This is a genomic window from Variovorax atrisoli (genome assembly GCF_014195185.1).
Lineage (GTDB): Bacteria > Pseudomonadota > Gammaproteobacteria > Burkholderiales > Burkholderiaceae_C > Variovorax > Variovorax atrisoli.
Map to the genome: position 1 here is coordinate 271,703 of NZ_JACIBG010000003.1, position 23,402 is coordinate 295,104.

The 23,402-nt window shown below is 68.6% G+C and carries 26 protein-coding genes; 17 read left to right on the forward strand and 9 right to left on the reverse strand.

Features of this window, described 5'->3' with window-relative positions; translation table 11 throughout:
* Positions 1-25 precede the first annotated feature (25 nt).
* Complete coding sequence (locus FHY06_RS12415; RefSeq protein WP_184605334.1) at positions 26-676, forward strand: RluA family pseudouridine synthase; 651 nt, start codon at positions 26-28, stop codon at positions 674-676.
* 85 nt (positions 677-761) lie between these two features.
* On the opposite strand, the gene FHY06_RS12420 is transcribed toward FHY06_RS12415, so the two are convergent.
* The 5 genes from FHY06_RS12420 to egtB form a co-directional block, all read right to left on the reverse strand.
* On the reverse strand, positions 762-1,202 hold the full coding sequence (locus FHY06_RS12420; RefSeq protein ID WP_007833935.1) for a universal stress protein: 441 nt from the start codon (positions 1,200-1,202) through the stop codon (positions 762-764).
* Positions 1,203-1,332: 130 nt separating this feature from the next.
* Entirely contained in the window at positions 1,333-2,088 is a 756-nt protein-coding gene (locus tag FHY06_RS12425; RefSeq protein WP_184605335.1) for a 2OG-Fe dioxygenase family protein, read from the reverse strand.
* Complete coding sequence (locus tag FHY06_RS12430) at positions 2,085-2,369, reverse strand: DUF427 domain-containing protein (RefSeq protein WP_019654936.1); 285 nt, start codon at positions 2,367-2,369, stop codon at positions 2,085-2,087. The genes FHY06_RS12425 and FHY06_RS12430 overlap by 4 nt, the downstream gene beginning before the upstream one ends.
* 956 nt (positions 2,370-3,325) lie before the next feature.
* Positions 3,326-4,345: an L-histidine N(alpha)-methyltransferase gene (gene egtD, locus FHY06_RS12435; RefSeq protein WP_184605336.1), complete on the reverse strand. Its 1,020-nt coding sequence runs from the start codon at positions 4,343-4,345 to the stop codon at positions 3,326-3,328.
* 2 nt (positions 4,346-4,347) lie between these two features.
* Positions 4,348-5,604: an ergothioneine biosynthesis protein EgtB gene (egtB, locus tag FHY06_RS12440; RefSeq protein ID WP_184605337.1), complete on the reverse strand. Its 1,257-nt coding sequence runs from the start codon at positions 5,602-5,604 to the stop codon at positions 4,348-4,350.
* A 179-nt stretch (positions 5,605-5,783) separates the two neighbouring features.
* Between egtB and FHY06_RS12445 the strand changes: the two genes are divergently transcribed.
* Both FHY06_RS12445 and FHY06_RS12450 read left to right on the forward strand, forming a co-directional pair.
* Entirely contained in the window at positions 5,784-7,130 is a 1,347-nt protein-coding gene (locus FHY06_RS12445; protein ID WP_184605338.1) for an NAD(P)/FAD-dependent oxidoreductase, read from the forward strand.
* 12 nt (positions 7,131-7,142) lie between these two features.
* Positions 7,143-7,391 (forward strand): hypothetical protein, encoded by a 249-nt coding sequence (locus tag FHY06_RS12450; protein ID WP_126185557.1) that lies wholly within the window; start codon positions 7,143-7,145, stop codon positions 7,389-7,391.
* A gap of 82 nt (positions 7,392-7,473) precedes the next feature.
* Here the strand turns inward: FHY06_RS12450 and FHY06_RS12455 are convergent, their stop codons facing one another.
* Positions 7,474-8,031 carry a thermonuclease family protein gene (locus FHY06_RS12455; RefSeq protein WP_019654931.1) on the reverse strand — a complete coding sequence of 186 codons (558 nt, stop codon included), beginning with the start codon at positions 8,029-8,031 and terminating at the stop codon, positions 7,474-7,476.
* A gap of 147 nt (positions 8,032-8,178) precedes the next feature.
* Here FHY06_RS12455 and FHY06_RS12460 point away from each other — a divergent pair, with 147 nt between their 5' ends.
* Positions 8,179-8,661, forward strand: a complete 483-nt coding sequence (locus tag FHY06_RS12460; protein ID WP_019654930.1) for a tetratricopeptide repeat protein — start codon at positions 8,179-8,181, stop codon at positions 8,659-8,661.
* 30 nt (positions 8,662-8,691) lie between these two features.
* Here FHY06_RS12460 and FHY06_RS12465 read toward each other — a convergent pair whose 3' ends face one another.
* Positions 8,692-10,389 carry a long-chain fatty acid--CoA ligase gene (locus FHY06_RS12465; RefSeq protein ID WP_184605339.1) on the reverse strand — a complete coding sequence of 566 codons (1,698 nt, stop codon included), beginning with the start codon at positions 10,387-10,389 and terminating at the stop codon, positions 8,692-8,694.
* A 261-nt stretch (positions 10,390-10,650) separates the two neighbouring features.
* Here FHY06_RS12465 and FHY06_RS12470 point away from each other — a divergent pair, with 261 nt between their 5' ends.
* Together FHY06_RS12470 and FHY06_RS12475 are read left to right on the forward strand one after the other, a co-directional pair.
* Positions 10,651-11,091, forward strand: a complete 441-nt coding sequence (locus tag FHY06_RS12470; RefSeq protein ID WP_019654928.1) for an OsmC family protein — start codon at positions 10,651-10,653, stop codon at positions 11,089-11,091.
* A 45-nt stretch (positions 11,092-11,136) separates the two neighbouring features.
* The gene (locus FHY06_RS12475) at positions 11,137-12,105 is read left to right on the forward strand and encodes a Bug family tripartite tricarboxylate transporter substrate binding protein (protein ID WP_019654927.1); all 969 of its coding nucleotides are present in this window, start codon (positions 11,137-11,139) and stop codon (positions 12,103-12,105) included.
* Between the two features lie 18 nt (positions 12,106-12,123).
* On the opposite strand, the gene FHY06_RS12480 is transcribed toward FHY06_RS12475, so the two are convergent.
* Positions 12,124-12,855: a Crp/Fnr family transcriptional regulator gene (locus tag FHY06_RS12480; RefSeq protein WP_184605340.1), complete on the reverse strand. Its 732-nt coding sequence runs from the start codon at positions 12,853-12,855 to the stop codon at positions 12,124-12,126.
* 141 nt (positions 12,856-12,996) lie between these two features.
* Here FHY06_RS12480 and FHY06_RS12485 point away from each other — a divergent pair, with 141 nt between their 5' ends.
* The 11 genes from FHY06_RS12485 to FHY06_RS12535 all read left to right on the forward strand — a co-directional run bounded on the left by FHY06_RS12485 (position 12,997) and on the right by FHY06_RS12535 (position 21,895).
* Complete coding sequence (locus tag FHY06_RS12485; protein ID WP_019654925.1) at positions 12,997-13,524, forward strand: ester cyclase; 528 nt, start codon at positions 12,997-12,999, stop codon at positions 13,522-13,524.
* Complete coding sequence (locus FHY06_RS12490) at positions 13,521-14,294, forward strand: SDR family NAD(P)-dependent oxidoreductase (protein WP_184605341.1); 774 nt, start codon at positions 13,521-13,523, stop codon at positions 14,292-14,294. The genes FHY06_RS12485 and FHY06_RS12490 overlap by 4 nt, the downstream gene beginning before the upstream one ends.
* 50 nt (positions 14,295-14,344) lie before the next feature.
* Positions 14,345-15,418, forward strand: coding sequence for an MBL fold metallo-hydrolase (locus tag FHY06_RS12495; protein ID WP_184605342.1), 1,074 nt, complete (start codon positions 14,345-14,347; stop codon positions 15,416-15,418).
* A gap of 30 nt (positions 15,419-15,448) precedes the next feature.
* Positions 15,449-16,789, forward strand: coding sequence for an MFS transporter (locus tag FHY06_RS12500; protein ID WP_184605343.1), 1,341 nt, complete (start codon positions 15,449-15,451; stop codon positions 16,787-16,789).
* Positions 16,790-16,888: 99 nt separating this feature from the next.
* Entirely contained in the window at positions 16,889-17,659 is a 771-nt protein-coding gene (locus FHY06_RS12505) for a GntR family transcriptional regulator (protein ID WP_020723086.1), read from the forward strand.
* Positions 17,656-18,456 carry a transporter substrate-binding domain-containing protein gene (locus FHY06_RS12510; protein ID WP_019654920.1) on the forward strand — a complete coding sequence of 267 codons (801 nt, stop codon included), beginning with the start codon at positions 17,656-17,658 and terminating at the stop codon, positions 18,454-18,456. The genes FHY06_RS12505 and FHY06_RS12510 overlap by 4 nt, the downstream gene beginning before the upstream one ends.
* A 119-nt stretch (positions 18,457-18,575) precedes the next feature.
* Complete coding sequence (locus FHY06_RS12515) at positions 18,576-19,238, forward strand: amino acid ABC transporter permease (RefSeq protein WP_019654919.1); 663 nt, start codon at positions 18,576-18,578, stop codon at positions 19,236-19,238.
* 24 nt (positions 19,239-19,262) lie between these two features.
* Positions 19,263-19,916 carry an amino acid ABC transporter permease gene (locus FHY06_RS12520; RefSeq protein WP_019654918.1) on the forward strand — a complete coding sequence of 218 codons (654 nt, stop codon included), beginning with the start codon at positions 19,263-19,265 and terminating at the stop codon, positions 19,914-19,916.
* Positions 19,900-20,688, forward strand: a complete 789-nt coding sequence (locus FHY06_RS12525; protein WP_019654917.1) for an amino acid ABC transporter ATP-binding protein — start codon at positions 19,900-19,902, stop codon at positions 20,686-20,688. Before FHY06_RS12520 ends, FHY06_RS12525 begins: the two co-directional genes overlap by 17 nt.
* Positions 20,689-20,880: 192 nt before the next feature.
* Entirely contained in the window at positions 20,881-21,375 is a 495-nt protein-coding gene (locus tag FHY06_RS12530) for a P-loop nucleotide/nucleoside kinase family protein (protein ID WP_184605344.1), read from the forward strand.
* Between the two features lie 28 nt (positions 21,376-21,403).
* Complete coding sequence (locus FHY06_RS12535) at positions 21,404-21,895, forward strand: GNAT family N-acetyltransferase (protein ID WP_019654915.1); 492 nt, start codon at positions 21,404-21,406, stop codon at positions 21,893-21,895.
* A 6-nt stretch (positions 21,896-21,901) separates the two neighbouring features.
* Here the strand turns inward: FHY06_RS12535 and FHY06_RS12540 are convergent, their stop codons facing one another.
* The gene (locus FHY06_RS12540; protein WP_221404236.1) at positions 21,902-23,326 is read right to left on the reverse strand and encodes an ArnT family glycosyltransferase; all 1,425 of its coding nucleotides are present in this window, start codon (positions 23,324-23,326) and stop codon (positions 21,902-21,904) included.
* Positions 23,327-23,402 lie beyond the last annotated feature (76 nt).

Below are 23,402 nucleotides of genomic sequence, written 5' to 3' on the forward strand. Positions count from 1 at the left end.
CCCCTGTCTACACTCGGTCGCATCCATGACCGCCCCGCCGCTGCTGCAACCCGTCTACGAAGACCCGTACCTGCTGGTGCTCGACAAGCCCGCCGGCCTGCTCTGCGTGCCCGGCCGCGGCGAGGACAAGCAGGACTGCCTGAGCGCGCGCGCCATGCGGCAGTGGCCCGACGCACTCATCGTGCACCGCCTCGACATGGCCACCAGCGGGCTGGTGGTGATGGCGCGGGGCATTGAGATGCAGCGCGCGCTGAGCGCCGGATTCGCCGAACGCAGGGTGCACAAGCGCTATGAAGCCGTCGTCGACGGCCAAATGCCGCTGCGGGAGGACTGGTCGGTGATCGACGCGCCCCTGATGGCCGACTGGCCGCGCCGCCCCCTGCAGAAGATCGACCCGGAGGGCAAGCCCAGCCTCACCCGGTGGAAGACCATTTCGGTGCTGGCCGGAGAGCCTGCCTCCACGCACGTGCTGCTGGAGCCCCTGACGGGCCGCTCACATCAGCTGCGGGTGCACCTGCTGTCGATCGGCCATCCGATCCTGGGCGATGCGCTGTATGGCGATGCTGCACTGCAGTCACGCGCGCCGCGCCTGATGCTGCATGCCAGCGAGCTGGGGTTCGTGCATCCCGTGACGGGGCAGGAGCTCCGCTTCGAGCGGCCCTCCGGATTCGCCTGACGTCCTGCCCGGCCGATCGCCCGATCGATCCTCGATGCCGCTACAGACGCCGCGGTTTCCGTTGTTGTGTCGTTGCCGTTGCCGCTCAGCCGCCCTTGACGACCAGCACAGGCATGTTCGCGTCCTGCAGCACGCGCTGCGTCACGCTGCCCAGCAGCAGTTTCTCGATGCCGCTGCGGCCGTGGGAGCCCATCACGATCAGGTCGGCCGCGATGGCGATGGCCGTGTCGACGATGCCTTCGTGCACCACGTGGCCGTCGATCACGCGCTGGTCGCTGTGCAGGCCCTCGGCCGCGAGCGCCGCCACGCCGCGCGCGAGTGCGGCATTGGCACTGGCAGTGGCCGCCGCGAGGTATTCGTTCTGGCCGAGCGCGTAGTCCGCGCCCACGCCGATGAAGGGATAGTTGTCGATCACGTGGATCAGCGTGATGCGGCTACCGAAGGCCAGCGCGAGGCCGCTGGCCTTGCTGACGGCGAGCATGGAAGTTTCGGAGCCGTCGATCGGAACCAGGATGTGATTGAACATGGCGGGACCTCGCTTTCGTTCGCAGACAGACTCGGCCCATGACGGACCGGGGCCCCGAATTTAACCGCTGTTGCTCGGCGCGGGCTGTAGGACTCGTACCAGCAAGGGCAAGACCCGATATTGCAGGGCCTCAATCCCCCTGGAAACCCTCTGCCCGGCAGGTGATCACCAGCGTGTCGCGCCAGCCTTCGCCGCCCTCTTCGAGCGGCTGGATCGGCGTCGACTCGTGGATCACGCGCGCGTCGTCGAGCAGCAGCAGCGTCCACGGCTCGGTCATCGTGAAGCGCTCGCCGCGACGCCCGTTGGCCTCGAACACGCGCGTCTCGCCGCCCTTGATGCCGCGCCGCCCCACGAGCGCGACAGCCACCAGATCCACGCCATCCCGGTGCGCGCCCTCGGGCGTGGGGCGTCCGATGCCGCCCGCGGTGTCGATGCGGAACTGATGCGCCTCCACGTACCAGCGCTGCGCCGCGCCGCGCATCTCGCTGCTGGCCCTTCCGAGCTGCTGCAGCAGCCGCTGCCACACAGGCTGCGCGACGGTGGCCTCGAGCATCGGCGCGAACCATCGCTGCATGCCGCCGTGCAGCGCGTTGTATTCGACCGGCTGCCAGTGCGCCCGATGCGGCACCTGCGCGAGCGTGGCCTCTTCGTCGGCCTCGACGGTGAAGCAGGCATGGCGGCGGGTGCGGTAGCGGCCGCCGTCCTTCAGGTACTCGTCGGCGGGAAGGTCGTTCCAGTCGGCATGCAGCGCATCGAGCTGCGTGAGGGGAACGCCGAGCCATTCGCTTACGCCCTGCGGGCTCAGCACCGCATAGCCCTGCTCGCGCAGCGCGGCGGGCAACTCGGCAGGCGAAATGAACGGGGGAGTGAATGCAGCCGTGGTCACTTCTCGCTGACCTTCACGTCCTTCCAGAACGCGACACGGTCGCGGATCTCTTCGGCTTCGGGCTTCGGATCGGCGTAATACCAGGCAGCGTCGGCACTGAGCTCGCCGTTGACCAGCAGTGAGTAGTAGCTCGCCGTGCCCTTCCAGGGGCAGGTGGTCTTGTGGTTGCTGAAGGTGACGAAGTCGCGGTTGAGCGAGCTCATCGGGAAGTAGTGGTTGCCCTCGACGAGGACCGTGTCGTCGCTTTCGGCGATGGTTACGCCGTTCCAGGTTGCTTTCATGGGGGTGGGTCTCCGGGGGCGGCCGGGTGCCGCTTTTCGAGGGGTATTGTGCCGCTGGTGGGGGGATGGCTTTGTTGGGGGGTGTAGCTACCCTGTTTGAGGGGGTGGTTTCGGAGGCTGGTTTAGCTCGGGCGTTGCGTTGGCTTTGCCTCTGTTGGATGCTGCTGGACGGTTGCTTCCCGAGGCCGGGTCTCGGCCCGGCGGCCGACCTACTTTTCTTTGCTTCGCCAAAGAAACGTAGGCAAAAGAAAGGCGACCCTGCTGTCTGCGTCCCTTCGCTTCGCTACGGGCAACCTGCGGTGCTCGACGTAGGAGGGGGTCCGCAGAACTCGCTCCACTGCGTTGCGCTCAGACAGCTGCGGCCCTTGTCCCTCCTACGTCTGCGCTCCTCGGCGCAGCCAGAAGGGAGCGCCCCGTGCCATCGCTTCGCTCGGCTTCTTGAGCAGCCTGGACTGGCCTTCGCTTTGCTCGGCCAGGGATTTGGGCCGCGGATTGATTTCGAGCCTGTGTTCTGGCTCGTTGTCTTGGGTGAGATGCTGATGCAGTCGCGGTGCACGAGACGACTCTGGGTTCCCGGCACCGCTGGGTACCGCCAGCGAGCGCCCCTCGAAAAGACCCGCGGCGACCTCTCAATTCATTCCAAGCACTGCAGGCGCGCAGCGCCTGCAGTGCCTTGGAGGCCGAGCAGCGCGATGGCCCGACCGTCTCCCCTCCCCTCTGGCTGCGCCGAGGAGCGCAGCGTTTCGCGGATCAGGGCTCGCCCTTGTCTGAGCGAAGCGAGTTTGGGCGAGACCCCGCGAAACGCGAGCACCGCAGGTTGCCCGTAGCGAAGCGAAGGGTCGCAGACAGCGGGGTCGCCTTTTCTTTGCCTACTTTCTTTTGGCGAAGCAAAAGAAAGTAGGTCGCCCGCCGGGGCGAGTCCCGGCCCCGGAAAACAAACACCCCACAACATCAAACTAGGCAGCCAACCAATGCACGCTGAAAAGCCTCTCAGGATCAGTCCAAACCGCCCCAGCCCGAAACCCCGCCCTCACAGCCAACGCCCGAAGCCCCTCGACAGTGAACTTGTGCGAGTACTCCGTATGAATGGTCTCCCCTTCCTCGAACGCAAACTCCTGCCCATCCAAGCAAACACTCTGCGCCCGCCGACTCACAAGATGCATCTCGATCCGCCGATGCGGGGCGTTGTAGAACGCCGCATGCGAGAACCCGTCGAGATCGAAGCCGGCATCGAGCTCCGCATTCGCCCGCCGCAGCAGGTTGAGGTTGAACTCCGCCGTCACCCCCTGCGCATCGTTGTATGCAGCATGCAGCCGAGCAGGATCCTTCACGAGATCGACCCCGATCAGCAGCCCGCCACCGCGCAACATCCGCGCGGCAAGCTGCAAGAAGGCCAGTGCCTCGTCCGGCTCGAAGTTGCCGATGGTCGAGCCCGGGAAGAACCCGACGCGGCGGCCGGAACCGGCCATGGGCGCCGGCAGCACCAGCGGCATGGTGTAGTCGGCCGCGATGGGCTGGATCGCCAGATCGGGATAGTCCGCCTTCAGCCGCTCGGCCGCCGCCTCCAGGTGCTCGCCCGAGATGTCGATGGGCAGGTAGCGCTTCGGCGTCTCCAGCGCATCGAGCAGCAGCCGCACCTTGGTCAGCGACCCGGCGCCGAACTCGACGATCTCCGCGTTCGGCCCGATCTGCCCCGCGATCTCCGCGGCGCATTCGCCGAGGATGCGCAGTTCGGTGCGCGTCGGGTAGTACTCGGGAAGCTCGCAGATGCGGTCGAAGAGCTGCGAGCCTGCGGCGTCGTAGAAGAACTTGGGCGAGATGCTGCGCGGCGAGCGCGCGAGCCCGGCCTGCATCTCGCGGCCGAACTCCGACAGCGGGGTTGCGACCGCAGCGGCAGCCTGCGAAGAAACGTGCGGCTTCCGGCCGTCCTTTGCGGGCACGAAGGACAGCGACGAAGAGGAACTTGGATTGCGCATGATCAGAGGTCTTTCGCGAGCCGCAGCCCCGAGAACTGCCAGCGCGCCGCCGGCGGGAAGAAGTTGCGATAGCTGGGCCGCGCATGCCCGGCCGGCGTGGCGACGCTGCTGCCGCGCAGCACCAGTTGCCCCACCATGAACTTGCCGTTGTATTCGGCGGCGATGCCCGGCAGCGGCCTGAAGCCAGGGTACGGGTCGTACGACGACCGCGTCCATTGCCAGACATGCCCGGTCATCTGCGAGATGCCGGGCGCATCGTGCGCGGCTTCCCACTCGAACTCGGTCGGCAGCCGCGCGCCGGCCCATTCGGCGTACGCCGCGGCCTCGTAGAAGCTCAACTGCGACACGGGTGCATCGGCCTCGATCGGCCGCACGCCGTGCAGGCCGAACACGTGCCAGCCCGCGCCCGCCTGGGCAGCGGGGCCGGCAAAGCGCAGCCGCGGATCGTCCTGCGCCAGCCAGTAGGCGGGGTGCCGCCAGCCGTTGGCCTGCACCGCGGCCCAGCCGTCGGACAGCCACAGCTCGGGCCGCTGGTAGCCGCCGTCGGCGATGAACTGGGCGTAGTCGCCGCAGTTCACGAGCCGGTCGGCAATCGCGTAGGGCTGCAGCAGCGCCCGATGGCGCGGTGTCTCGTTGTCGAAGGAGAAGCCGTTGCCGTCATGCCCCACCTCGACCATGCCGCCGGGCTGTTCGATCCAGCGCATGGCGGGGGGCACCGCGGCCAGCCGCAGCGCAGGGCCGCCGGCGGGCTTGTAGGCCGGCAGCATGGGATTGCAGGAGAACGCGTGCAGGATGTCGGTGAGCAGCAGCTCCTGATGCTGCTGCTCGTGGTTCAGGCCGAGCGTGACGATGGGCTCGATCACGCTCCAGTCGAATCCGCCCTCCTCCAGCAGCGCCAGCACGGCCTCGTCGACGTGGCGCCGGTATTCATGCACCTCGTCCAGAGACGGCCGCGTGAGCAGGCCGCGCTGCGGGCGAGGATGGCGCGGGCCGAGCGCCTCGTAGTACGAGTTGAAGAGGTAGTGGAAGCGCGGATCGAGGGGCCGGTAGCCGCCCGCGTGCGGCTGCAGCAGCACGCTCTCGAAGAACCATGTGGTGTGCGCGAGATGCCACTTGGTGGGGCTGGCATCGGGCATCGACTGGATGCACTGGTCTTCGGCGGACAGCGGGGTGGCAAGCGCCAGGCTGGTTGCGCGCACTTCGCGGAATCTGTCGCGCAGTGCGCCCGCCGCCGGAATGGTCGGCCGGGAAAGCGTCATGGAATCTCCAGTCGGGTAGCCGCAATTTGTAGCCCATCCGGATCGCGACGGCACGTAGGACAAGGCGCCGCAGGCCTGCCGCCGCGACTTCGGCAAAGCCGCCCTGGGGCGAGCGCGAGAGTCTGCCACTGTGGCACAAGATGCCGGTGCGTGCAGGAGGGCTGCGTATCATCCGACGCATGCAAACGACCAACCCCTCGGGCAGGCCCAAAGTCGTCATCGTCGGCTGCGGATTCGGCGGCCTCGAAGCGGCGCGCAAGCTGCAGGACGCCGACGTGGACGTGACGGTGATCGACAAGACCAACCACCACCTGTTCCAGCCGCTGCTCTACCAGGTGGCGACCGCAGGGCTCGCAGCGCCTTCCATCGCGGCGCCGGTGCGCGGGCTGTTCCGCGGGCAGAAGAACATCACGACGCTGCTGGGAGAGGTCAGCGGCATCGACCCTGCTGCGCGATCGGTGCAGTTGGCCAACGGCGACACCGTGCCTTACGACCACCTGATCGTCGCCGCCGGCGCCACACACAGCTACTTCGGGCATGACGAGTGGTCCACCGCCGCACCCGGGCTGAAGACGCTGGCCGATGCCTTCGAGATCCGCCGCCGCGTGCTGCTGTCGTTCGAAACCGCCGAGATCACCGCCGACCTGGAACGCCGCCGTGCATTGCTCACCTTCGTGGTGATCGGCGCCGGGCCCACCGGCGTCGAGATGGCCGGCACGCTGGCCGAGATCGCCAAGCACACGCTGTCGGGCGAGTTCCGCCACATCGATCCGGCCAGCGCCCAGGTGCTGTTGATCGAAGGCGGGCCGCGCGTGCTGCAGGCCATGCCCGAGTCGCTGAGCGTCAAGGCGCTGGAGCAGTTGCAGAAGCTCGGCGTCGAGGTGCGCCTGAACGCCCGGGTCACCGCCATCGACAACGCCGGGCTCGAAGTGCAGACCGGCGGCGGTGCTGACGGTGCACCGGTCCAGAGCTACCGTATCGATAGCAGCTGCGTGGTGTGGGCCGCGGGCGTGGCGGCCTCGCCGCTGGGGCGGATGCTGGGCGCAGCCACCGGCGTCGAATGCGACCGCGCGGGCCGCATCAAGGTCGAGCCCGACCTGAGCATCGCGGGGCACCCCGAGATCAGCGTGGTCGGCGACCTCGCCGCCGCCATGAGCTACGCCCCCGGCAAGCCGCCCAAGCCCGTGCCCGGCGTGTCACCCGGCGCCAAGCAGGCGGGGCGCGCGGCCGCCGCCAACATCCTGCGCCGCATCGCGGGCCGGCCGACGGTGCCGTTCCGCTACGCCGATTACGGCAACCTCGCCACCATCGGCCGCAACTCGGCCGTGGTCGACCTGGGCACGCCCTTCGGCCCGCTGCGCTTCAGCGGCCGGCTCGCGTGGCTTTTCTGGCTGTTCGCGCACGCCTACTTCCTGATCGGCTTCCGCAACCGCATCGTGGTGATGATGGATTGGGCGAGCGCCTACTGGAGCTTCCAGCGCAATGCGCGCGTGGTGGCCGACGTGCAGGGCAAGAGCGAGTCCTGAGAACGAGCCGCGATGCTCTCGCTGTTCATCTGGCTCGCCGCGCATGCCGCCGAGGCGCTGCTGTGCCTCTGGGTGCTGCGCTGGGGCGGCGCCGAGCGGCTCGAAGGAACCTTCGCCTCGGGCTTCCTCTTCAGCAGCTTCGCGCCGCGATGGAGCGCCGAGGGGCTGAAGATGGCGGCGCTGATCCTGCTGGTTTTCTGCGCGATCAGCTTCGCAGCGGGCCTCATCGTGCCCGGGCTGCGCTGCTGGGGCAGTTGCTAGGGTGAATCGAGATTCGAGCGGGGCCACGACCGTCGATTCGCCCTGAGAGCGCCCCGCCCCGCCGGAGCCGGAACTCACAGGCTCAGAAGAGCCCTCCCCACCGGCCGCCGCCCCAGTGCGGCTGCGCCTGTTGTTCCTCGCGCTGGTGCTTGCGCCACTCCCACGGCGGCGTCGGCTGCGGATCGGCCCATAGGCCGGCGCGGCGAGCCTGCGCGCGCTCCTGCAGCTTGAACAGGCCTCCGCCGCGCCTGGTGGCGAGGTGGTTGTAGTCGTACACCCAGGCCCACCCTTCGGACACCATTCGGCTGCCGGCGTCCTCGCCATTGCAGCTCACGTCGGCCACGGTGCGGCCGTAGCGGTCGGTGTCGACCTCGGTGATGAGCGCCTGTTCGCCGAAGCAGATGCCGCTGAGCGCCTGCCTGCTGCGCTGGCCGTAGGGCTGGGCCTTCTCGGGCGCGTCGATGGCCGCGATGCGCACCTTCACGCGCTCATAGGCGCCGATGCGCCCGCAGCGCGCGGTGAGCGTGTCGCCGTCGCTGATGCCGACGACGAGGCAGTTGCGTGGTGCAGCCTGGGAAAGGTGGGGAAAGGCAAGAAGAAGCAGAGAAAGAAGACAGGAAGGCAGCGCGCGAAAGTGCATGAAGAAGCCGGAAAGACCAGGAGATAGGCAGAATGGCCGGTCCGGTCGAGGCTAAGTGATCCGCGCACCGGAACAATTCGGGACACAGTTTTTTTCCTTTCTTTCTCGCGTTCTTACCCGAACCGCGCTTCGAAGGAGACCCCGCACATGCAGGAACCCACCCGGGACGACTGGTTTTCCGCCGCCAACGACGCATGGGATGCAGGCGCGCACAAGAAGGCGCTGTCGCTGTTCCTCAAGGCCGCCGTCGCCGGCGAGACCCACGCGCTCAACAGCGTCGGCTACTTCCTCGACCACGGCATCGGCGTGAAGCAGGACAGCACCGCCGCCCGCCAGTGGTACCGCAAGGCCGCCAGGGCCGGCGACATCGCAGGCTGCGCCAACCTCGCCATCTGCTATCGCGACGAAGGCAACTTCCGCTGGGCCCGCTACTGGTTCGAGCGCGCCTACGCCGCGGGCGACGGCGACGCGGCACTTGAGCTGGGACGCCTCTTCCTGTGGGAAGGCCCGCACAAGAACCACCGCAAGGTCGTCGACTACCTGACGAAGGCGATGGCGGCGCCTCAGGTGACGCCGAACGGGAGGGAAGAAGCCGGGAAGCTGCTGAAGTCGCTGGGGCTCGGGCACTGACCGGTCAAGTGCCCGCCCCTTCAGCCGGATTCACTTCGCCTCGCTCTCCGCCTCCTGCAGCAGGCGCCACATGACCTTCCCGCTCCCGCTCTTGGGCAGCGCGTCGACGAACTGCACCTTGCGCGGGATCTTGTAGACGGCCATGTTCTCGCGGCACCAGTCGATGATCTGCTGCTCGGTGGTGTCCTTGTGCGTGGGGCGCAGCACCACCACGGCCTTGACGGATTCGCCGCGGTAGTCGTCCTTGGTCGAGATCACGCAGGCTTCCTGGATCGCCGGGTGGCGGAACATGAGCAGCTCGACCTCGGCGGGCCACACCTTGAAGCCGCTCGCGTTGATCATGCGCTTGAGGCGGTCGGTGATGAAGAAGTAGCCGTCCTCGTCCATGCGGCCCATGTCGCCCGAGCGGAAGAAGCGCTTGCCCTCGAACTCGACGAAGGCCGCCGCGGTGGCGTCGGGCCGCTTCCAGTAGCCCTGGAACACCTCGGGGCCGTGGATGATGATCTCGCCCGATTCGCCGATGGGCATTTCCTTGAGCGTGTCGGGGTCGACCACGCGCGCATCGGTGCTCATGAACGGGATGCCCAGGCACTGCTGCTTGGGGTTGTCCAGCGGGTTGGTGTGCGAGGGTGCGGCGGTCTCGGTGAGGCCGTAGCCCTCCTGGTACTTCAGGCCGTACTGCTCGAAGAGGCGCTGCGCCACGGCCTGGGGCATGGCGGCGCCGCCACCACCGATGTAGGTCATGCTCGACAGGTCGTAGTCCTTGAAGTTGGGGCTGGCCATCAGGTCGATGACCATGGTCGGGATGTTGGTCCAGGCCGTGACCTTCCAGCGCGAGATGAGCCGGCCGGCCACGTCGCGGTCCCAGCGCGGCATGATGATCAGCGTGGCCGCCGCGAGGATGGCGGTGTGCATCATGCTCACCACGCCGGTGATGTGGAACATCGGCACCACCGCGAGCACCACCGTCTCGGAGGTCGAGCAGCCCCACATCTGGCCTGAGACGGCGTTGTGCATCAGGCTGGAGTGGTTGTGGATGCAGCCCTTGGGCAGGCCGGTGGTGCCGCTGGTGTAGGGCAGCAGCGCCATGTCGTTGGCGCCCACCACGTGCTCGGGCGGCGGGTGGCCGGCCTCGAGCGCGTCGGTCCAGGCGACGACCTTGCCGCCATCGAGCACGGGCAGCGGGTGGCGCGTGGTGAGCCACTCCTTCCAGGCGGGCGCCGGGGCGTCGTCGCCCGAGGCTTCGGCGTCGAAGGCGTCGGTGAACTGGGTCACGATCATGTGGTCCAGCCGCTGCTCGGGCGGCAGCGAGTTGCTGGCCTTGGCCAGTTCGGGCGCCAGGTCGCCGGTGATGAGGGCCACCTTGGCGTCGGGGTCGGTGATGTAGTGCTTGAGCTCCTCCGCCCGGTTCATCGGGTTGACCGGCACCACCACCGCGTTGGCGCGCAGGATCGCGAAATGCGCGATCACCAGTTGCGGGCAGTTCTGCATGTCCAGGACCACGCGGTCGCCGCGCTTCACGCCCAGCGCGTGCAGCGTGCCGGCCAGCCGGTCGACCTGCGCGGCGAACTCGCGGTAGCTGGTCACGCGGCCGAAGAACACCAGCGCGGGCTTGTCGGGGTAGCGCGCGGCCGAGGTGGCGAGGTTGTGCCAGAGCGAGGTGGCGGGGACGGTGATCGAGTGCGGGAGGCGCTTGGGCCAGAACTTGTAATGCGGGCGTTGTTCCATGGTGGGCACGGGCGGGGGATGGACGAGAGGGCGGGAAGGTGGATTCCCGCCAGCCTAAGCCGCCACGTCCGCCGCTCGCATCGGGGAAGCCCCCGGGGGCGTCGCCTAGGTGACGCCATTTTTTCTCACATGCCCGGCCCTGCCGGACGCGCTCTGCGACTACAGACAGGCGCCGCCTTCCGCGCGATACCTGCGGGCTGTTCTCTTTTTCTTTCCCCTCCCGTCCACCCACTCACCCACTCACCCACCGAAGGAGCTTCCATGGCAGCAGAAAAGCACGCGAGCGTTCACTGGGAAGGCGCCGGCAAGACCGGCAAGGGCCTGGTCAGCACCGAGACCGGCGCCCTCAAGGACTACCCCTACGGCTTCGCCAGCCGCTTCGAGGACGACAAGCGCGGCACCAACCCCGAGGAAATCGTCGGCGCAGCGCATGCCGCCTGCTTCACGATGGCCTTCGCCTTCGCGCTGGAGCGGGAAGGCCTGGCGGCCACGAAGATCGACACGCGCGCGGCCGTGCGGCTGGCCAAGGACGGCGACGGCTTCAAGATCGACCGCATCGCGCTCGAACTAGACGCCAGCGTGCCCAACCTCGACGAGGCGAAGTTCCAGCAGATCGCGGCCGCCGCCAAGGCCGGCTGCCCGCTGTCGAAGGCGCTGGCGAGCGTGCCCGAGATCACGCTGAAGGCCACGCTGGCCGGCTGAGCGGTCTGCCTATGATCGTCTCCTCACAAAAACAGGAGACGGATCATGAACAAGCCCATCCGGACCGCACTCGCGGTCCTTTCCCTCGGCCTCGGCGCCACGGCGGCGATGGCCGCCTTTCCCGACAAGCCGATCAAGATCGTCATCGGCTTTCCCGCCGGCGGCCCCCTCGACCAGCATGCGCGCCTGCTGACGGACAAGCTGCAGGCCGTGCTGGGCCAGCCGCTGATCGTCGACTACAAGCCCGGCGCGGGCGGCTCGGTGGGTGCCGACGCGGTCGCCAAGAGCCCGGCCGACGGCTACACGCTGATGCTGGCCAATACGGGCGTGGCGGTGATCAACGGCGCGCTCTACAGCAAGCTGCCCTACAACACGCAGCGCGACTTCGTGCCCATCGCGCGCACCGCGATGCAGCCGCTGGCGCTCTTGGTCACGCCCAAGCTGCCGGTGCAGAACCTGAAGCAGTTCATCGACTACGCCAAGGCGCGGCCCGGTCAGGTCAACTACGGCTCGGCCGGCAACGGCGGCATCAGCCACCTGGTGCCGGAGATGTTCAAGACCGCCACCGGAATCTTCATGGTGCACATCCCCTACCGAGGCAGCGCCCCGGCCTTCACCGACCTGATGGGCGGGCAGGTGCAGTTCATGGCCGAGTCGATCCCGCAGGCGGCCAACTACCACAAGCAGGGCAAGGTGCGCGCCCTGGCCGTGACCAGCCGCGAGCGCAACCCCGCCCTGCCCGACATCCCGACCGTGATCGAGTCGGGCGTCAAGGGCTTCGAGGTGGTGGGTTTCTACGGCTTCCTCGCGCCGAAGGACACGCCGAAAGACGTGGTCGCCAAGCTGAGCGACGCCTTCAGGCAGGTGCTCAGCAACCCCGAGGTGCGCGAACGCATGGTGAGCCAGGGCGCCGACCCGGCCTTCCTTGGCAGCGAGGATTTCGCGCGCTTCCTCGCGACGGAAACACCGCGCTGGGAGAAGGCTGTGAAGGCATCCGGCGCGCGGATGGACTGATCCCGCGCAGAACGCCGCTCAGGGCGGCGTGGCCGCGTGCCGCTCGAGCCGTGCGCGGTCCAGCAGCTCGATGGCGCGGTAGCGCACGCGCAGCGTGCCGTCCTCCTCCCACAGCTTGAGCTGCCGGTTCACGCTCTGGCGCGACACGCCGAGCATGAACGACAGGTCTTCCTGCGACACGCCCAGCAGCGTGCCGCCGCCCTTGCCCGTGCCCTGATCCGCGCCCTCCGCGCGCACGTCCAGCGTGAGCAGGCGGTGCGCGAGCCGCACCGGCAGCGGCATCAGGATCACGTCGTCGATCCAGGCCAGCGCCTGGCGCAGCCGCAGGCACACCAGCCGGGTGAAGGCCATGTGCACGTCGGGATGCTCGGCCACCAGCCGATGGAAATCGGCCGCCGCGACCACCGCCATCTCGGTGGTGTCGACCGCGCAGGTGTCGTAGACGCGCTCGCGCCCCACCAGCAGCGACACCTCGCCGAACCAGTGGCCGGGTTCGAGCATCGCGATCACCGCCTCGCGCCCGCCCGGCGCCACCACGCTCACGCGCAGCGAGCCGGCCACCACGCCGAATAGAGCGTCGGGCGACGAGCCCTTGTGGAAGAGCGATTCGCCGCGCGCCAGCGTGCGCCGGTGCGCCACTTCGAGCAGCCGCCGCTGCACGTCCTGGGCCAGCCGCATGTCGCCGTTGTGCACCGGCGATGGCTGCGCGTCCGGGGCCGTGTCGGGGGATGAAGGGAGCGTGCGTGGCATCGCGGGTTTGTCCGTAGCGTCGATTGCCAACACCGGACAGTCTTGTTTCAGGGGCGTGCCGATAGTACGCAGCGAGCCCGGGCCGGCGCATTCGCGCCAACCCGACGTCAGCAGCCATTCCTGTCACATGGAGCGCACCCGATGAGCAAAGACGACACCCCACGCACCGAACTCCAAGCCCGCCGCGAGCGCCTCGTGCTCGACCACTTCGCCGACGAGACCCGGCAGGACTTCGACGCCGTGCTCGGCACCTTCCCGCATCCGCACTACGAGCTGGTTCCCAGCGGCGAGGTGCACGACGGCATCGCCCAGGTGCGCCAGTACTACATCGACACGCGCCGCGCCTTTCCCGACCAGCGCCACGAGATCATCCAGCTGCGCCACGCCGACGACTCGGTGATCGTCGAGTTCTGGCTGCTGGGCACGCACAAGGGGCCGCTCAAGGGCCTGCCTCCCACCGGCAACAGCTTCCGCTGCCGCATGAACGCCTTCTTCATCTTCGAGGGCGACCGGCTGGTGTGCGAGCGCGTGTACTTCGACACGCTCACGATGCTGCGGCAGCTGCTGGCTGGCGTGCCGGCGGAGCAGGTCGGCGCACTGGTGGGCGGGCTGCTGGGCCAGCCGGCCGCCGCACGCGCAGCAGCGGCAGCAGAGACGGCCACGGCATGAACGCGCTGCACGGCGATGCGCTCGCGGGCCGGCATGCCATCGTGACCGGCGGCGCGCGCGGCATCGGGCTGGCGATCGCGCGGCGCTACCTCGCGGCCGGTGCAAGCGTCGCGCTGTGGGACCTCGACGCGCTGGCGCTCGCCCATGCCATGGAGACGCTCGCGCCGTTCGGCAACGCCGCGTCGGCAGTCGTCGATGTGCGTGAGGAAGACCAGATCGCCCGCGCGGCCGCGCAGTCGCAGGAGCGCTTCGGCGGCATCGACGTCCTCGTCAACAACGCCGGGGTGCTGGGGCCGACGGTGCCGGCCTGGGAGCACACGCCCGCGCAGTGGCGCAACGTGCTCGACGTCAACCTCACGGGTGCATGGCTGTGCTGCCGGGCAGTGGCACCGGCGATGCTCGCGCAGCGGCGCGGCCGCATCGTCAACATCGCCTCGGTCGCAGGCAAGGAGGGCAACGGCTTCAACGCCGCGTACTCCGCCTCGAAGGCCGGTCTCATCGCGCTCACCAAGTCGCTGGGCAAGGAACTGGCCTCGTCCGGTGTGCTGGTGAACTGCATCACGCCCTCGGCGGCAGACACCGAGGTGTTCGCCGCCGTTCCGGCCGAACACCGCGAGCAGCTGCGCACCGCCCTGCTCTCGCGCGTGCCGATGGCGCGCTTCGTCGAGGTCGACGAGGTGGCCGCCATGGCGGCATGGCTCGCGTCGGACGACTGTTCCTTCAGCACCGGCGCGGTGTTCGACATCTCGGGCGGGCGCTCGACGTACTGAGCGCCCGCTCATTTCGCTTCGCTTCCCTCGAAGGCTGACAAGGAGACCCCATGACCAGAGACCCCGAACCCTCCGGCTTCGCACAGCTGGCGGATTTCGACGGCGCGCGCGACGCCGCCATGCCGCAGGAGCGCCTGCGCGCCATCCGCCGCGCCGCCGAGGGCCTGCGCGAGCGCCTGCTCGACGCGCCGCCGGTGCGCTTCGCGCGCAGCTTCGACCTGCTGCGCATTCCGTACCCGGCGTGGTTCGCCTTCACGGGCGTCTATTCGCAGCAGCTGCTCAAGCCGCACATGGTGCATCTGCTGGCGCGCACGGTGGTCGTCCAGTACGACGACTTCGAGGGCCGGCTGCGTACGCTGCTGTTCACGCCGGCGGACTTCGAGGCCGGCAACGAGACGCCCTACTTCAACCGCCTGGCCGAGCAGACGCCGAAGTTCCTGCACAAGGCGATCGCGCCGGTCTACCGGACCGTGCCGCAGGCGCTGGCGAGCTGCGGCATCGCGCCGGAGCAGGTCGACTACATCACCTACGACCACCTGCACACGCAGGACCTGCGCCGGTGGCTGGGCAGCGCCGCCACGCCGGGCCTGCTGCCCAACGCCAGGCTGCTGGTGCACCGCCAGGAGCTCGCGAGCGTGCAGGGACTGATGCCGGTGCAGGCCGAGTGGTACTGCCCGCACGGGCTCGACGGCATCCCGGCCGAAAGAATCGTCGCTTTCGACGGCAGCATCCAGCTCGGCCGCGGTCTGGCGCTGGTGCACACGCCGGGCCATACCGAAGGCAACCATTCTCTGGTCTACCGCACGGGCGACGGCCTGCGGGTGAGCAGCGAGAACGGCGTGGCGGCCGACAGCTGGACGCCGCTGCAGTCGCGGCACAACGGCATCCGCCGCTACGCGCAGGCCACCGGCGCGGAGGTGATCCTCAACGGCAACACGCAGGAAAGCAGCAACGACCAGTACCTGTCGATGGTGCTGGAGAAGACGCTTGCAGGCAGCTCGGCAGCGCACGGCTTCAGCAACGTGGTGCCGTCGGCCGAATGCACGCCGCACTGGCTCTTTCCGGGGGCGCCAGCCAGCTTCCTCTGGGGCGAGACCAGCTTCGGAACGCCGGTGAAGGCCTGAGCGAACGATTCGACAACGAGGAGACAGACGATGAACACAGCCACCCTGGCCGGGGCGCAAGCGCAATCCCCGGCGGATGCCGATGCGCGCGAGGACGCTGCCCTCTTCCGCAGGATCACCTGGCGCCTGATGCCGCTGCTGTGCGCCTGCTACGTGCTGAACTACCTGGACCGCACCAACGTGGGCTACGCGCAGCTGCAGATGAAGGAGCAGCTCGGCTTCAGCGACGCGGTGTTCGGCCTGGGCGCCGGCATCTTCTTCATCGGCTACGCGGTGTTCGAGATTCCGAGCAACCTGATGCTCGCGAAGATCGGCGTGCGCGCCACGCTGCTGCGCATCATGGGCCTGTGGGGGCTGGCCTCGGCGGCGATGATGTTCGCGACCACGCCCGCGCAGTTCTACGTGCTGCGCTTCCTCATCGGCGTGTTCGAGGCCGGCTTCGCGCCGGGCGTGCTGTTCTACCTGACGCTGTGGTTCCCTTCGCACCGCCGCGCGCAGGCCACGGCCCTCTTCTTCATGGCCTTCGGCGCGGCACCCATCGTGGCCGGACCGATCGCGGGGCTCACGATGACGTACCTCGACGGCGCGCTGTCGCTGCGCGGCTGGCAGTGGCTCTTCCTGCTGGAGGGGCTGCCGAGCGTGCTGCTGGGCATCGCGGCCTTCGGCTGGCTGTCGAACAGTCCGGCGCAGGCGGCCTGGCTCAGCGCCGCCGAGAAGCAGCGCGTGGCCCGCCTGCTGGCCGAAGACCAGGCCGCGCACGGCGCCGCCGAGCGCCACACCTTCGGCGCGGCGATGCGCGACGGCCGGGTCTGGCTGATCGGCTTCATGTCGTTCCTCATCATCCTGGGCATCTACGCGCTGTCGTTCTGGCAGCCCACGATCCTCAAGTCGATGGGGCTGAGCGTGCTGCAGATCGGCTTCTATTCGGTGATCCCGGCGGTGGCGGGCATCGCGGCCAACATCGTGGTGGGCCGGCACTCCGACCGCAGCAAGGAGCGGCGCTGGCACTTCGCGCTCAGCGCGGTCGCGGGTGCGGCCGGGCTGGCGCTGACCACGTTCTTCATGCACGACGCGATCGCCGCCGTGCTCTGCCTCGCGCTGGCGGCCATGGGCATCTCGGCGGCGTTCACCGTGCTGTGGGCTGTGCCGGGCAACTTCATGTCGAAGAGCGCAGCGGCCGCGGGCATTGCGCTCATCAGCACCATCGGCGGCAGCGCGGGGCTGGTGGCGCCGATGATGGTCGGCTGGCTCAAGCAGCTCACGGGCGGCTTCACCGCCAGCCTCTACGTGCTGAGCGGGGCGCTGGTGCTCTCGGCATTGCTCATGCTTGTGGCACTGCCTGCCAGCGCGCTGGGGCGCCCCCGGCACTGAATCGGCGCACCGCGCCGGCCTCCCGACCGGAGACATGCTCCATTCAGGTGCGCAAATCTTGCATACCAGTTGGCACAGAAGCTGCTGGTATGCAGGCATATGGCCATCTCCGCATCCGAAATCAGTGCACGCATCGTCGAGGCGGTGATGGCGCAGAAGCTCGCGCCGGGCTCTCGCCTGGGCGAGCAGCAGCTGGCGATGCTGTTCGACTGCAGCCGCACCATCGTGCGCGAGGCGCTCACGCGGCTGGCGGCGCGCGGCATCGTCACCGTGAGCGCGCGGCGCGGCTGGTTCGTCATCGAGCCTTCGCAGGACGAGGCGCGCGAGGCCTTCGAGGCGCGGCGCGTCATCGAGCTGGGCCTCATCCGCAGCGTGGGCAAGATCGAGAAGACCGCCCTGCGCCAGCTCAAGGCGCACCTGCAGCGTGAAAAGGCCGCACTGAAAGAGAGCGACGTCGGCAACCGCAGCTTCCTGCTGGGCGATTTCCACGTCTGCCTGGCCGAGTGCCTGGGCAACACGCTGCTGGCCGACACGCTGCGCGACTACACGGCGCGCACCACCCTGATCGCCATGCTCTACCAGTCCACGCACGACGCGGTGCAGTCCTGCGAGGACCACGTGCGCATCGTCGCGGCGCTGGAGCGCGGCGACCACGCCGCCGCCGAGGCGCTGATGGCCGAGCACATCGGCACGGTGCAGTCGGCCCTGCGCGTGCAGGCCCCCTCCGATCCGCTGGCGCAGCTGCGCGACGCGCTGGCGCCGCTGCACAACACCGCCGCCACTGCCCCCGCAACGCCCAAGGGCAGGCGCCGCAAGCCCGGCGCGCCGCCCGATTCCGATTCTTCGACTTACCTAGGAGCCCTGCTATGACCTTCTCTGCTTCCAAACGCCGCATCGCCCTGGCGCTCGCTTCCGCCGCCATGCTGGCCTCGGCCGGCGCCGCGCACGCCCAGAACGCGCTGGACAACGTGCTCAAGGCCAAGACCATCAAGATCGCCGTTCCCACCGACTACCCGCCCTACGGCTCGGTCGACAAGAACATGAAGCCGCAGGGCCTCGACGTGGAAATGGCCGAGCTCATCGCCTCCAAGCTCGGCGTGAAGGTCGAGCTGGTGCCCGTGACCAGCGCCAACCGCATCCCGTACCTGCAGACCAGGAAGGCCGACCTCGTGATCTCCACGCTGGGCAAGAACCCCGAGCGCGAGAAGGTGATCGACTTCTCGTCGGCCTACGCTCCCTTCTTCCAGGCCGTGTACGCCCCCAAGAGCATGAAGCTCACCAGCTTCGCCGACATGGCCGGCAAGACCGTGGCCGTGACGCGCGGCGCGATGGAAGACCAGGAGCTGAACAAGGTGGCGCCGCCGAACGTCGACTACCGCCGCTTCGAGGACAACAACGCGACCATCGCCGCCTTCGTGGCCGGCCAGACGCAGACCATTGCGACCAGCGCCGCCGTCGCGGGCGACATGCTCGCCAAGAACCCGAAGGTCAGCGCCGAGTTCAAGCTGCTGCTCAAGGACAGCCCCTGCTTCGTCGGCGTCGCCAAGGGCGAGACCGCGCTGAAGACCAAGGTCAACGAGATCATCGCCGCCGCCAAGAAGGACGGCACGCTGGACGCCCTGTCGAAGAAGTGGCTGGGCAAGGCTGCCGGCGACCTGCCGGTCTGAACAATTACTCCCCCATGCTTCGCGCGCTTCGTGTCGCTGCGCACACCCCCTCGCCGGGGGCGACGCCTGCGGCCCGGCAAAGCCGGTTCCGCGGCGTTCCACGAAGAGAAGACTGACTTATGAACATCGAGTTTGATTTCGGCGCGGTGCTCTCCGAATGGCCGCTGCTGCTGCGGGGCGTTGCATGGACCATCGGCCTGACCGCGGTCGGCACCGTGCTGGGCATGATCGTGGGCACCTTCTGCGCGTGGGCGCGCGCCGACGGCCCGAAGTGGCTGCGCGCCATCGTGGGCACCTACGTGGAGCTGATCCGTAACACGCCCTTCATCGTGCAGCTGTTCTTCATTTTCTTCGGGCTGCCGGCGGCGGGCGTAAAGCTCACGCCGGAAGTGGCCTCGGTGATCGCGATGGTGCTGAACCTGGGGGCCTACTCCACCGAGATCATCCGCGCCGGCATCGAGGCCACGCCCAAGGGGCAGATCGAGGCGGCAGTGAGCCTGGCGCTGAGCCGCTCGCAGGTGTTCCTGCGTGTGGTGCTGCCGCCGGCGCTCAAGAAGGTATGGCCCGCGATGGTGAGCCAGATCGTCATCGTGATGCTGGGCTCGGCAGTGTGCGGGCAGATCTCCACCGAGGAGCTGAGCTACGCGGCCAACCTCATCCAGAGCCGCAACTTCCGCGCCTTCGAGGCCTTCATCGTCGCCACGCTGATCTACCTGGCGCTGTCGGTGGCGCTGCGGCGGCTGCTCGACTGGGCCGGGCCGAAGTTCTTCTTCGGCCGCTGAGCAACCAAGCGAAAGCACCCCGACATGGCTGATTTTTCTCTCTGGGACATCCTGCGCAACCTGCTGCTGGCACTGCGCTGGACTGTCGTGCTCTCGCTCATCGCCTTCATCGGCGGCGGCATCGTGGGCGCACTGCTGCTCTTCCTGCGGCTGCGCGGCGGCAAGGCGATCGGCCGGGCCGTGGGCCTCTACGTGCAGCTCTTCCAGGGCACGCCGCTGCTGATGCAGCTCTTCCTGGCCTACTTCGGCATCGCGCTCTTCGGCGTGGACGTGTCGGCGTGGACCGCCGCCAGCGTAGCGCTCACGCTCTACACCAGCGCCTTCCTCACCGAGATCTGGCGCGGCTGCGTGGCATCGATCCCCAAGGGGCAGTGGGAGGCGTCGGGCAGCCTCGCCTTGAGCTTCGGCGAGCAACTGCGCCACGTGATCCTGCCGCAGGCGGTGAAGATCGCCATCGCGCCCACGGTGGGCTTCCTGGTGCAGGTCATCAAGGGCACCGCGCTCGCGTCGGTGATCGGTTTCGTCGAACTCACCAAGGCCGGCAGCATGATTTCGAACGCCACCTTCAAGCCCTTCGTGGTGTTCAGCTGCGTGGCCCTGCTTTATTTCGTGCTGTGCTTCCCGGTGAGCCTGTACGCCAAGAACCTCGAGAGGAAATCCCATGGCCGCCGTGCTTGACCCTTCGCAACAACAGACGCCCGCCACCTCGGTGGGCTCGCCCATCGTGCGCATCACGGCGCTGCGCAAGTCCTACGGCACCAACGAGGTGCTCAAGGGCATCGACCTCGACGTGAAGCGCGGCGAGGTGATCGCCATCATCGGCAAGAGCGGCTCAGGCAAGAGCACGCTGCTGCGCTGCGTCAACGGCCTGGAGGTCTTCCAGGAAGGTTCGCTCACGGTGGACGGCAAGCCGCTGCTGCACGAGAGCGCCATGGCCATGCGCGAGCTGCGCCAGCGTGTGGGCATGATCTTCCAGAGCTTCAACCTGTTTCCGCACCTGTCGGTTGGCCGCAACGTGATGCTCGCGCCCACGCTGGTCAAGAAGCGCACCAGCCTCGAAGCCGCCTCGCAGGCCCGCAAGCTGCTCGCACGCGTGGGCCTGGCCGAGAAGTTCGACGCCATGCCCGACCAGCTCTCGGGCGGCCAGCAGCAGCGCGTGGCCATCGCCCGCGCGCTGGCGATGGAGCCGGCCGTGCTGCTGTGCGACGAGATCACGTCCGCCCTCGACCCCGAGCTGGTGGGCGAGGTGCTGCGGGTGGTGGAGTCGCTGGCCGACGAGGGCATGACGCTCCTCATGGTCACGCACGAGATGAACTTCGCGCGCAAGGTCAGCGACCGCGTGATCTTCATGCACCAGGGCCGCGTGCACGAGATGGGGCCGCCGGCGGAGCTCTTCGGCAATCCGCAGACGGCGGAGCTGAAGCAGTTCCTGTCCTCGCTGCACGACTGAGCCGGAGCCTTGCGGTTATCCTCTGCCCATGGCCTGCCTGCGTACCGCCTCCATTATTCGACCCATCCGTAAGACGGTGGGTTAGCGCGCGGCACTTCGAACGACACATCAGGTACACGCCATGCAACCCGCCCCAGGAGGCGGGTTTTTCGTTTCCTGGGGCTCTTCTCTTCAAGCCTTCAGGAGATCGAGATGACACCGCTACTCCCCCGCCCCGTGCTCCACATGGTCTGCGGCAAGATCGGCGCCGGCAAGTCCACGCTCATGCGGCAGCTCGCCGAAGCGCCCGCCACCGTGCTGATCAGCGAAGACGCCTGGCTGGCGGCGCTGTACCCCGGCGAGATCCACGAACTGCCCGACTACGTGCGCTGCGCGGGCCGGCTCAAGCAGGCCATGGCGGACCACGTGGCCGGCCTGCTCAGGGCCGGCGTGTCGGTCGTGCTCGACTTTCCGGCCAACACCGTGGCCAGCCGCCGGTGGATGCGCGGCATCTTCGAGGCGGCCGGCGCGGCGCACAGGCTGCACTTTCTCGACGTACCCGACGAGGTCTGCAGACAGCGCCTGCGGGCGCGCAACGCGAGCGGCACGCATCCCTTCGAGACGACGGACGAGCAGTTCGAGCTGATCAGCAGCCACTTCGCGGCGCCCTCGCCGGAAGAAGGCTTCGACGTGGAGCGGCACGCCTGAGCCGACGCGCCGCTATGCTCTGCCCCCGATGCAGATCGAACAAGCCAGGCCCTCCGAGGCCGCCACCGTCGCGGCCGTCCTCAGCGAAGCCGCCCAATGGATCGCCGGCGAGGGCCGGCCGCTGTGGTCGGAGGCCGACGTCGGGCTGGAGCGCGTGCAGCGCGACACCGATGCCGGCGGCTACTTCATCGCCCGCGAAGGCGGCGAGGTGGCGGGCGTGATGCGGATCGACCTCGATGACCCGGGCTTCTGGCCCGAGATGGAGACCGGCACATCGCTCTACGTGCACAAGCTCGCAGTCAGCCGGGCCTGGGCGGGGCGCGGGGTTTCGATACGGCTCCTGGAATTCGCACGCGAACGCACCGCAGGGCTCGGCCGCCCCTTCCTGCGGCTGGACTGCGTGGCCGACCGGGCGCCGCTGCGCTCGCTGTACGAGCGCTTCGGCTTTTCACTGCACAGCGTGATCCACAAGGGCGAACGGGCCTTCGCCCGCTACGAATTGCGCGTTCCCTGCGCCTGAGCCGGCTCAGTCAGCGTCGGGCCTGGGCAACTGCACGGCCCACCAGAGCTTGCCGGTCACCCAGTGCCGCTCGAGGCCGGGCGGCGGCGGCAGCGAATGCTCGTCGCCCACCCACAGCACGCCGTGGCGCTCGACCTGCGCGACCGACACCCATGGGCTTGCGACCAGGTCGCCTTCGAGCAGCACCAGCGGCCGCTCGGGCAGCCTCAGCGCGATGGCGCTCGCGATGCGCGAGGAACCGCCGACGATCATGACGGGCCCATCCAGCACGACACGCGCCGGCGGACCGATGCGCGCAGCGAAGTGCTCCGATCGGAAGCCTGCGGACTTGCTCTTGGACAGGCCCAGTCCGCTCATCGGCGACATCACCCAGGTCAGCGCGAACAGCAGGATCTGCACCGCCAGGAAACCCGTGGTCGCGTCACGGCGCTCGATGCGATGCCAGCGGCCCATCGGCAGCAGCAGCATCAGCGCCGCACAGGTGAAGGACATGAACGCGGTGCCCCACTGGAACTGGAGGTCGGCCCCGGTGGCCAGGCCGATCAGCACGATGACCGTCAGCGGCAGCAGGCCCCAGATGAAAAGGAATGCCCGCGCGTCGGGGCCGACCTCAGGTGGCGGCGTCCCGGTTTGCCGCGACGCGGGTGCGGCGGCGCTCCTCGTCTTCCACAGCAGGCCCGCGGCCAGCAGCAGCGCCGGGCTCAACCTGTTGAGCTGGTCGGCCAGCCAAAGCAGTGCGTGGGCGGTGCGCTGCGCGCACGTCATCGCGGCGCCCAGCGACGTGTGGCGGGCGTAGCGCAGGGGCAGGAAGTCGTGCGTCACCAGCCACCAGAGATGCGGTGCGAACACCGCGAAGGCGACGGCCGCCGCGCCCAGCAGACCGCGCAGGTGCACCGGGTCGCGCCAGCCGCGCTGCGTGAGCCAGAAGGCGATCACGCTCAGGGCCGCCAGCGCGACCTGGTACTTGGCCAGCGCCCCGAGGCCGAGCATGAGCCCCAGCGCAAGCCAGGCGACGCGCGAGCGGTCCGCGAAGGCGCGCCAGCAGAACCACGCAGACGCCGCCACGAAGAGGAGCAGCACCGTGTTGTGGTTGTAGAAGTCGAGGCGGCCGCTGTAGTAGGTGATGCTCAGCGAACCCAGCATGGCCAGCGCCGCGAAATGGCTGCCCGCCAGCTCGCGCACGAGCCGCCACGAGATCACGAGCGCGCCGCAGATCACCAGCGCGCCGGCGGCGCTCACCACCCATTCGTGGATGCCGAAGAGCTGCACCAGCGGCCAGATCATCATCGTGGGCAGCGGCGGGTGCTTGTGGTAGCCCCACTCGATGGAGCGGACCCAGGTGAGCTGCTCGACGGAATCCGTCGGCGGCGTCAGGTGCAAGGCCGAAAGCACGCACAGCCATGTGACGGCCCAGAGCGCCATCCAAGCCATCGCGGACGCAAAGTGGGAATTACCGCGGGGCCGGGCAATCGGCGATGGCGCATCGTCGCGTACGGCAGGACCGGCC

Excerpts from the sequence above, each read along its gene's own strand:
- FHY06_RS12465 (WP_184605339.1), bottom strand. The coding sequence starts at position 10,389 with ATGGAACAACGCCCGCATTACAAGTTCTGGCCCAAGCGCCTCCCGCAC.
- FHY06_RS12505 (WP_020723086.1), top strand. The coding sequence starts at position 16,889 with ATGGCCATCTCCGCATCCGAAATCAGTGCACGCATCGTCGAGGCGGTG.
- FHY06_RS12470 (WP_019654928.1), top strand. The coding sequence starts at position 10,651 with ATGGCAGCAGAAAAGCACGCGAGCGTTCACTGGGAAGGCGCCGGCAAG.
- FHY06_RS12540 (WP_221404236.1), bottom strand. The coding sequence starts at position 23,326 with ATGGCTTGGATGGCGCTCTGGGCCGTCACATGGCTGTGCGTGCTTTCG.
- FHY06_RS12480 (WP_184605340.1), bottom strand. The coding sequence starts at position 12,855 with ATGCCACGCACGCTCCCTTCATCCCCCGACACGGCCCCGGACGCGCAG.
- FHY06_RS12475 (WP_019654927.1), top strand. The coding sequence starts at position 11,137 with ATGAACAAGCCCATCCGGACCGCACTCGCGGTCCTTTCCCTCGGCCTC.
- FHY06_RS12460 (WP_019654930.1), top strand. The coding sequence starts at position 8,179 with ATGCAGGAACCCACCCGGGACGACTGGTTTTCCGCCGCCAACGACGCA.
- FHY06_RS12525 (WP_019654917.1), top strand. The coding sequence starts at position 19,900 with ATGGCCGCCGTGCTTGACCCTTCGCAACAACAGACGCCCGCCACCTCG.
- FHY06_RS12430 (WP_019654936.1), bottom strand. The coding sequence starts at position 2,369 with ATGAAAGCAACCTGGAACGGCGTAACCATCGCCGAAAGCGACGACACG.
- FHY06_RS12450 (WP_126185557.1), top strand. The coding sequence starts at position 7,143 with ATGCTCTCGCTGTTCATCTGGCTCGCCGCGCATGCCGCCGAGGCGCTG.
- FHY06_RS12485 (WP_019654925.1), top strand. The coding sequence starts at position 12,997 with ATGAGCAAAGACGACACCCCACGCACCGAACTCCAAGCCCGCCGCGAG.
- FHY06_RS12520 (WP_019654918.1), top strand. The coding sequence starts at position 19,263 with ATGGCTGATTTTTCTCTCTGGGACATCCTGCGCAACCTGCTGCTGGCA.
- FHY06_RS12495 (WP_184605342.1), top strand. The coding sequence starts at position 14,345 with ATGACCAGAGACCCCGAACCCTCCGGCTTCGCACAGCTGGCGGATTTC.
- egtB (WP_184605337.1), bottom strand. The coding sequence starts at position 5,604 with ATGACGCTTTCCCGGCCGACCATTCCGGCGGCGGGCGCACTGCGCGAC.
- FHY06_RS12420 (WP_007833935.1), bottom strand. The coding sequence starts at position 1,202 with ATGTTCAATCACATCCTGGTTCCGATCGACGGCTCCGAAACTTCCATG.
- FHY06_RS12415 (WP_184605334.1), top strand. The coding sequence starts at position 26 with ATGACCGCCCCGCCGCTGCTGCAACCCGTCTACGAAGACCCGTACCTG.
- FHY06_RS12510 (WP_019654920.1), top strand. The coding sequence starts at position 17,656 with ATGACCTTCTCTGCTTCCAAACGCCGCATCGCCCTGGCGCTCGCTTCC.
- FHY06_RS12455 (WP_019654931.1), bottom strand. The coding sequence starts at position 8,031 with ATGCACTTTCGCGCGCTGCCTTCCTGTCTTCTTTCTCTGCTTCTTCTT.
- FHY06_RS12515 (WP_019654919.1), top strand. The coding sequence starts at position 18,576 with ATGAACATCGAGTTTGATTTCGGCGCGGTGCTCTCCGAATGGCCGCTG.
- FHY06_RS12530 (WP_184605344.1), top strand. The coding sequence starts at position 20,881 with ATGACACCGCTACTCCCCCGCCCCGTGCTCCACATGGTCTGCGGCAAG.
- egtD (WP_184605336.1), bottom strand. The coding sequence starts at position 4,345 with ATGCGCAATCCAAGTTCCTCTTCGTCGCTGTCCTTCGTGCCCGCAAAG.
- FHY06_RS12535 (WP_019654915.1), top strand. The coding sequence starts at position 21,404 with ATGCAGATCGAACAAGCCAGGCCCTCCGAGGCCGCCACCGTCGCGGCC.
- FHY06_RS12490 (WP_184605341.1), top strand. The coding sequence starts at position 13,521 with ATGAACGCGCTGCACGGCGATGCGCTCGCGGGCCGGCATGCCATCGTG.
- FHY06_RS12445 (WP_184605338.1), top strand. The coding sequence starts at position 5,784 with ATGCAAACGACCAACCCCTCGGGCAGGCCCAAAGTCGTCATCGTCGGC.
- FHY06_RS12500 (WP_184605343.1), top strand. The coding sequence starts at position 15,449 with ATGAACACAGCCACCCTGGCCGGGGCGCAAGCGCAATCCCCGGCGGAT.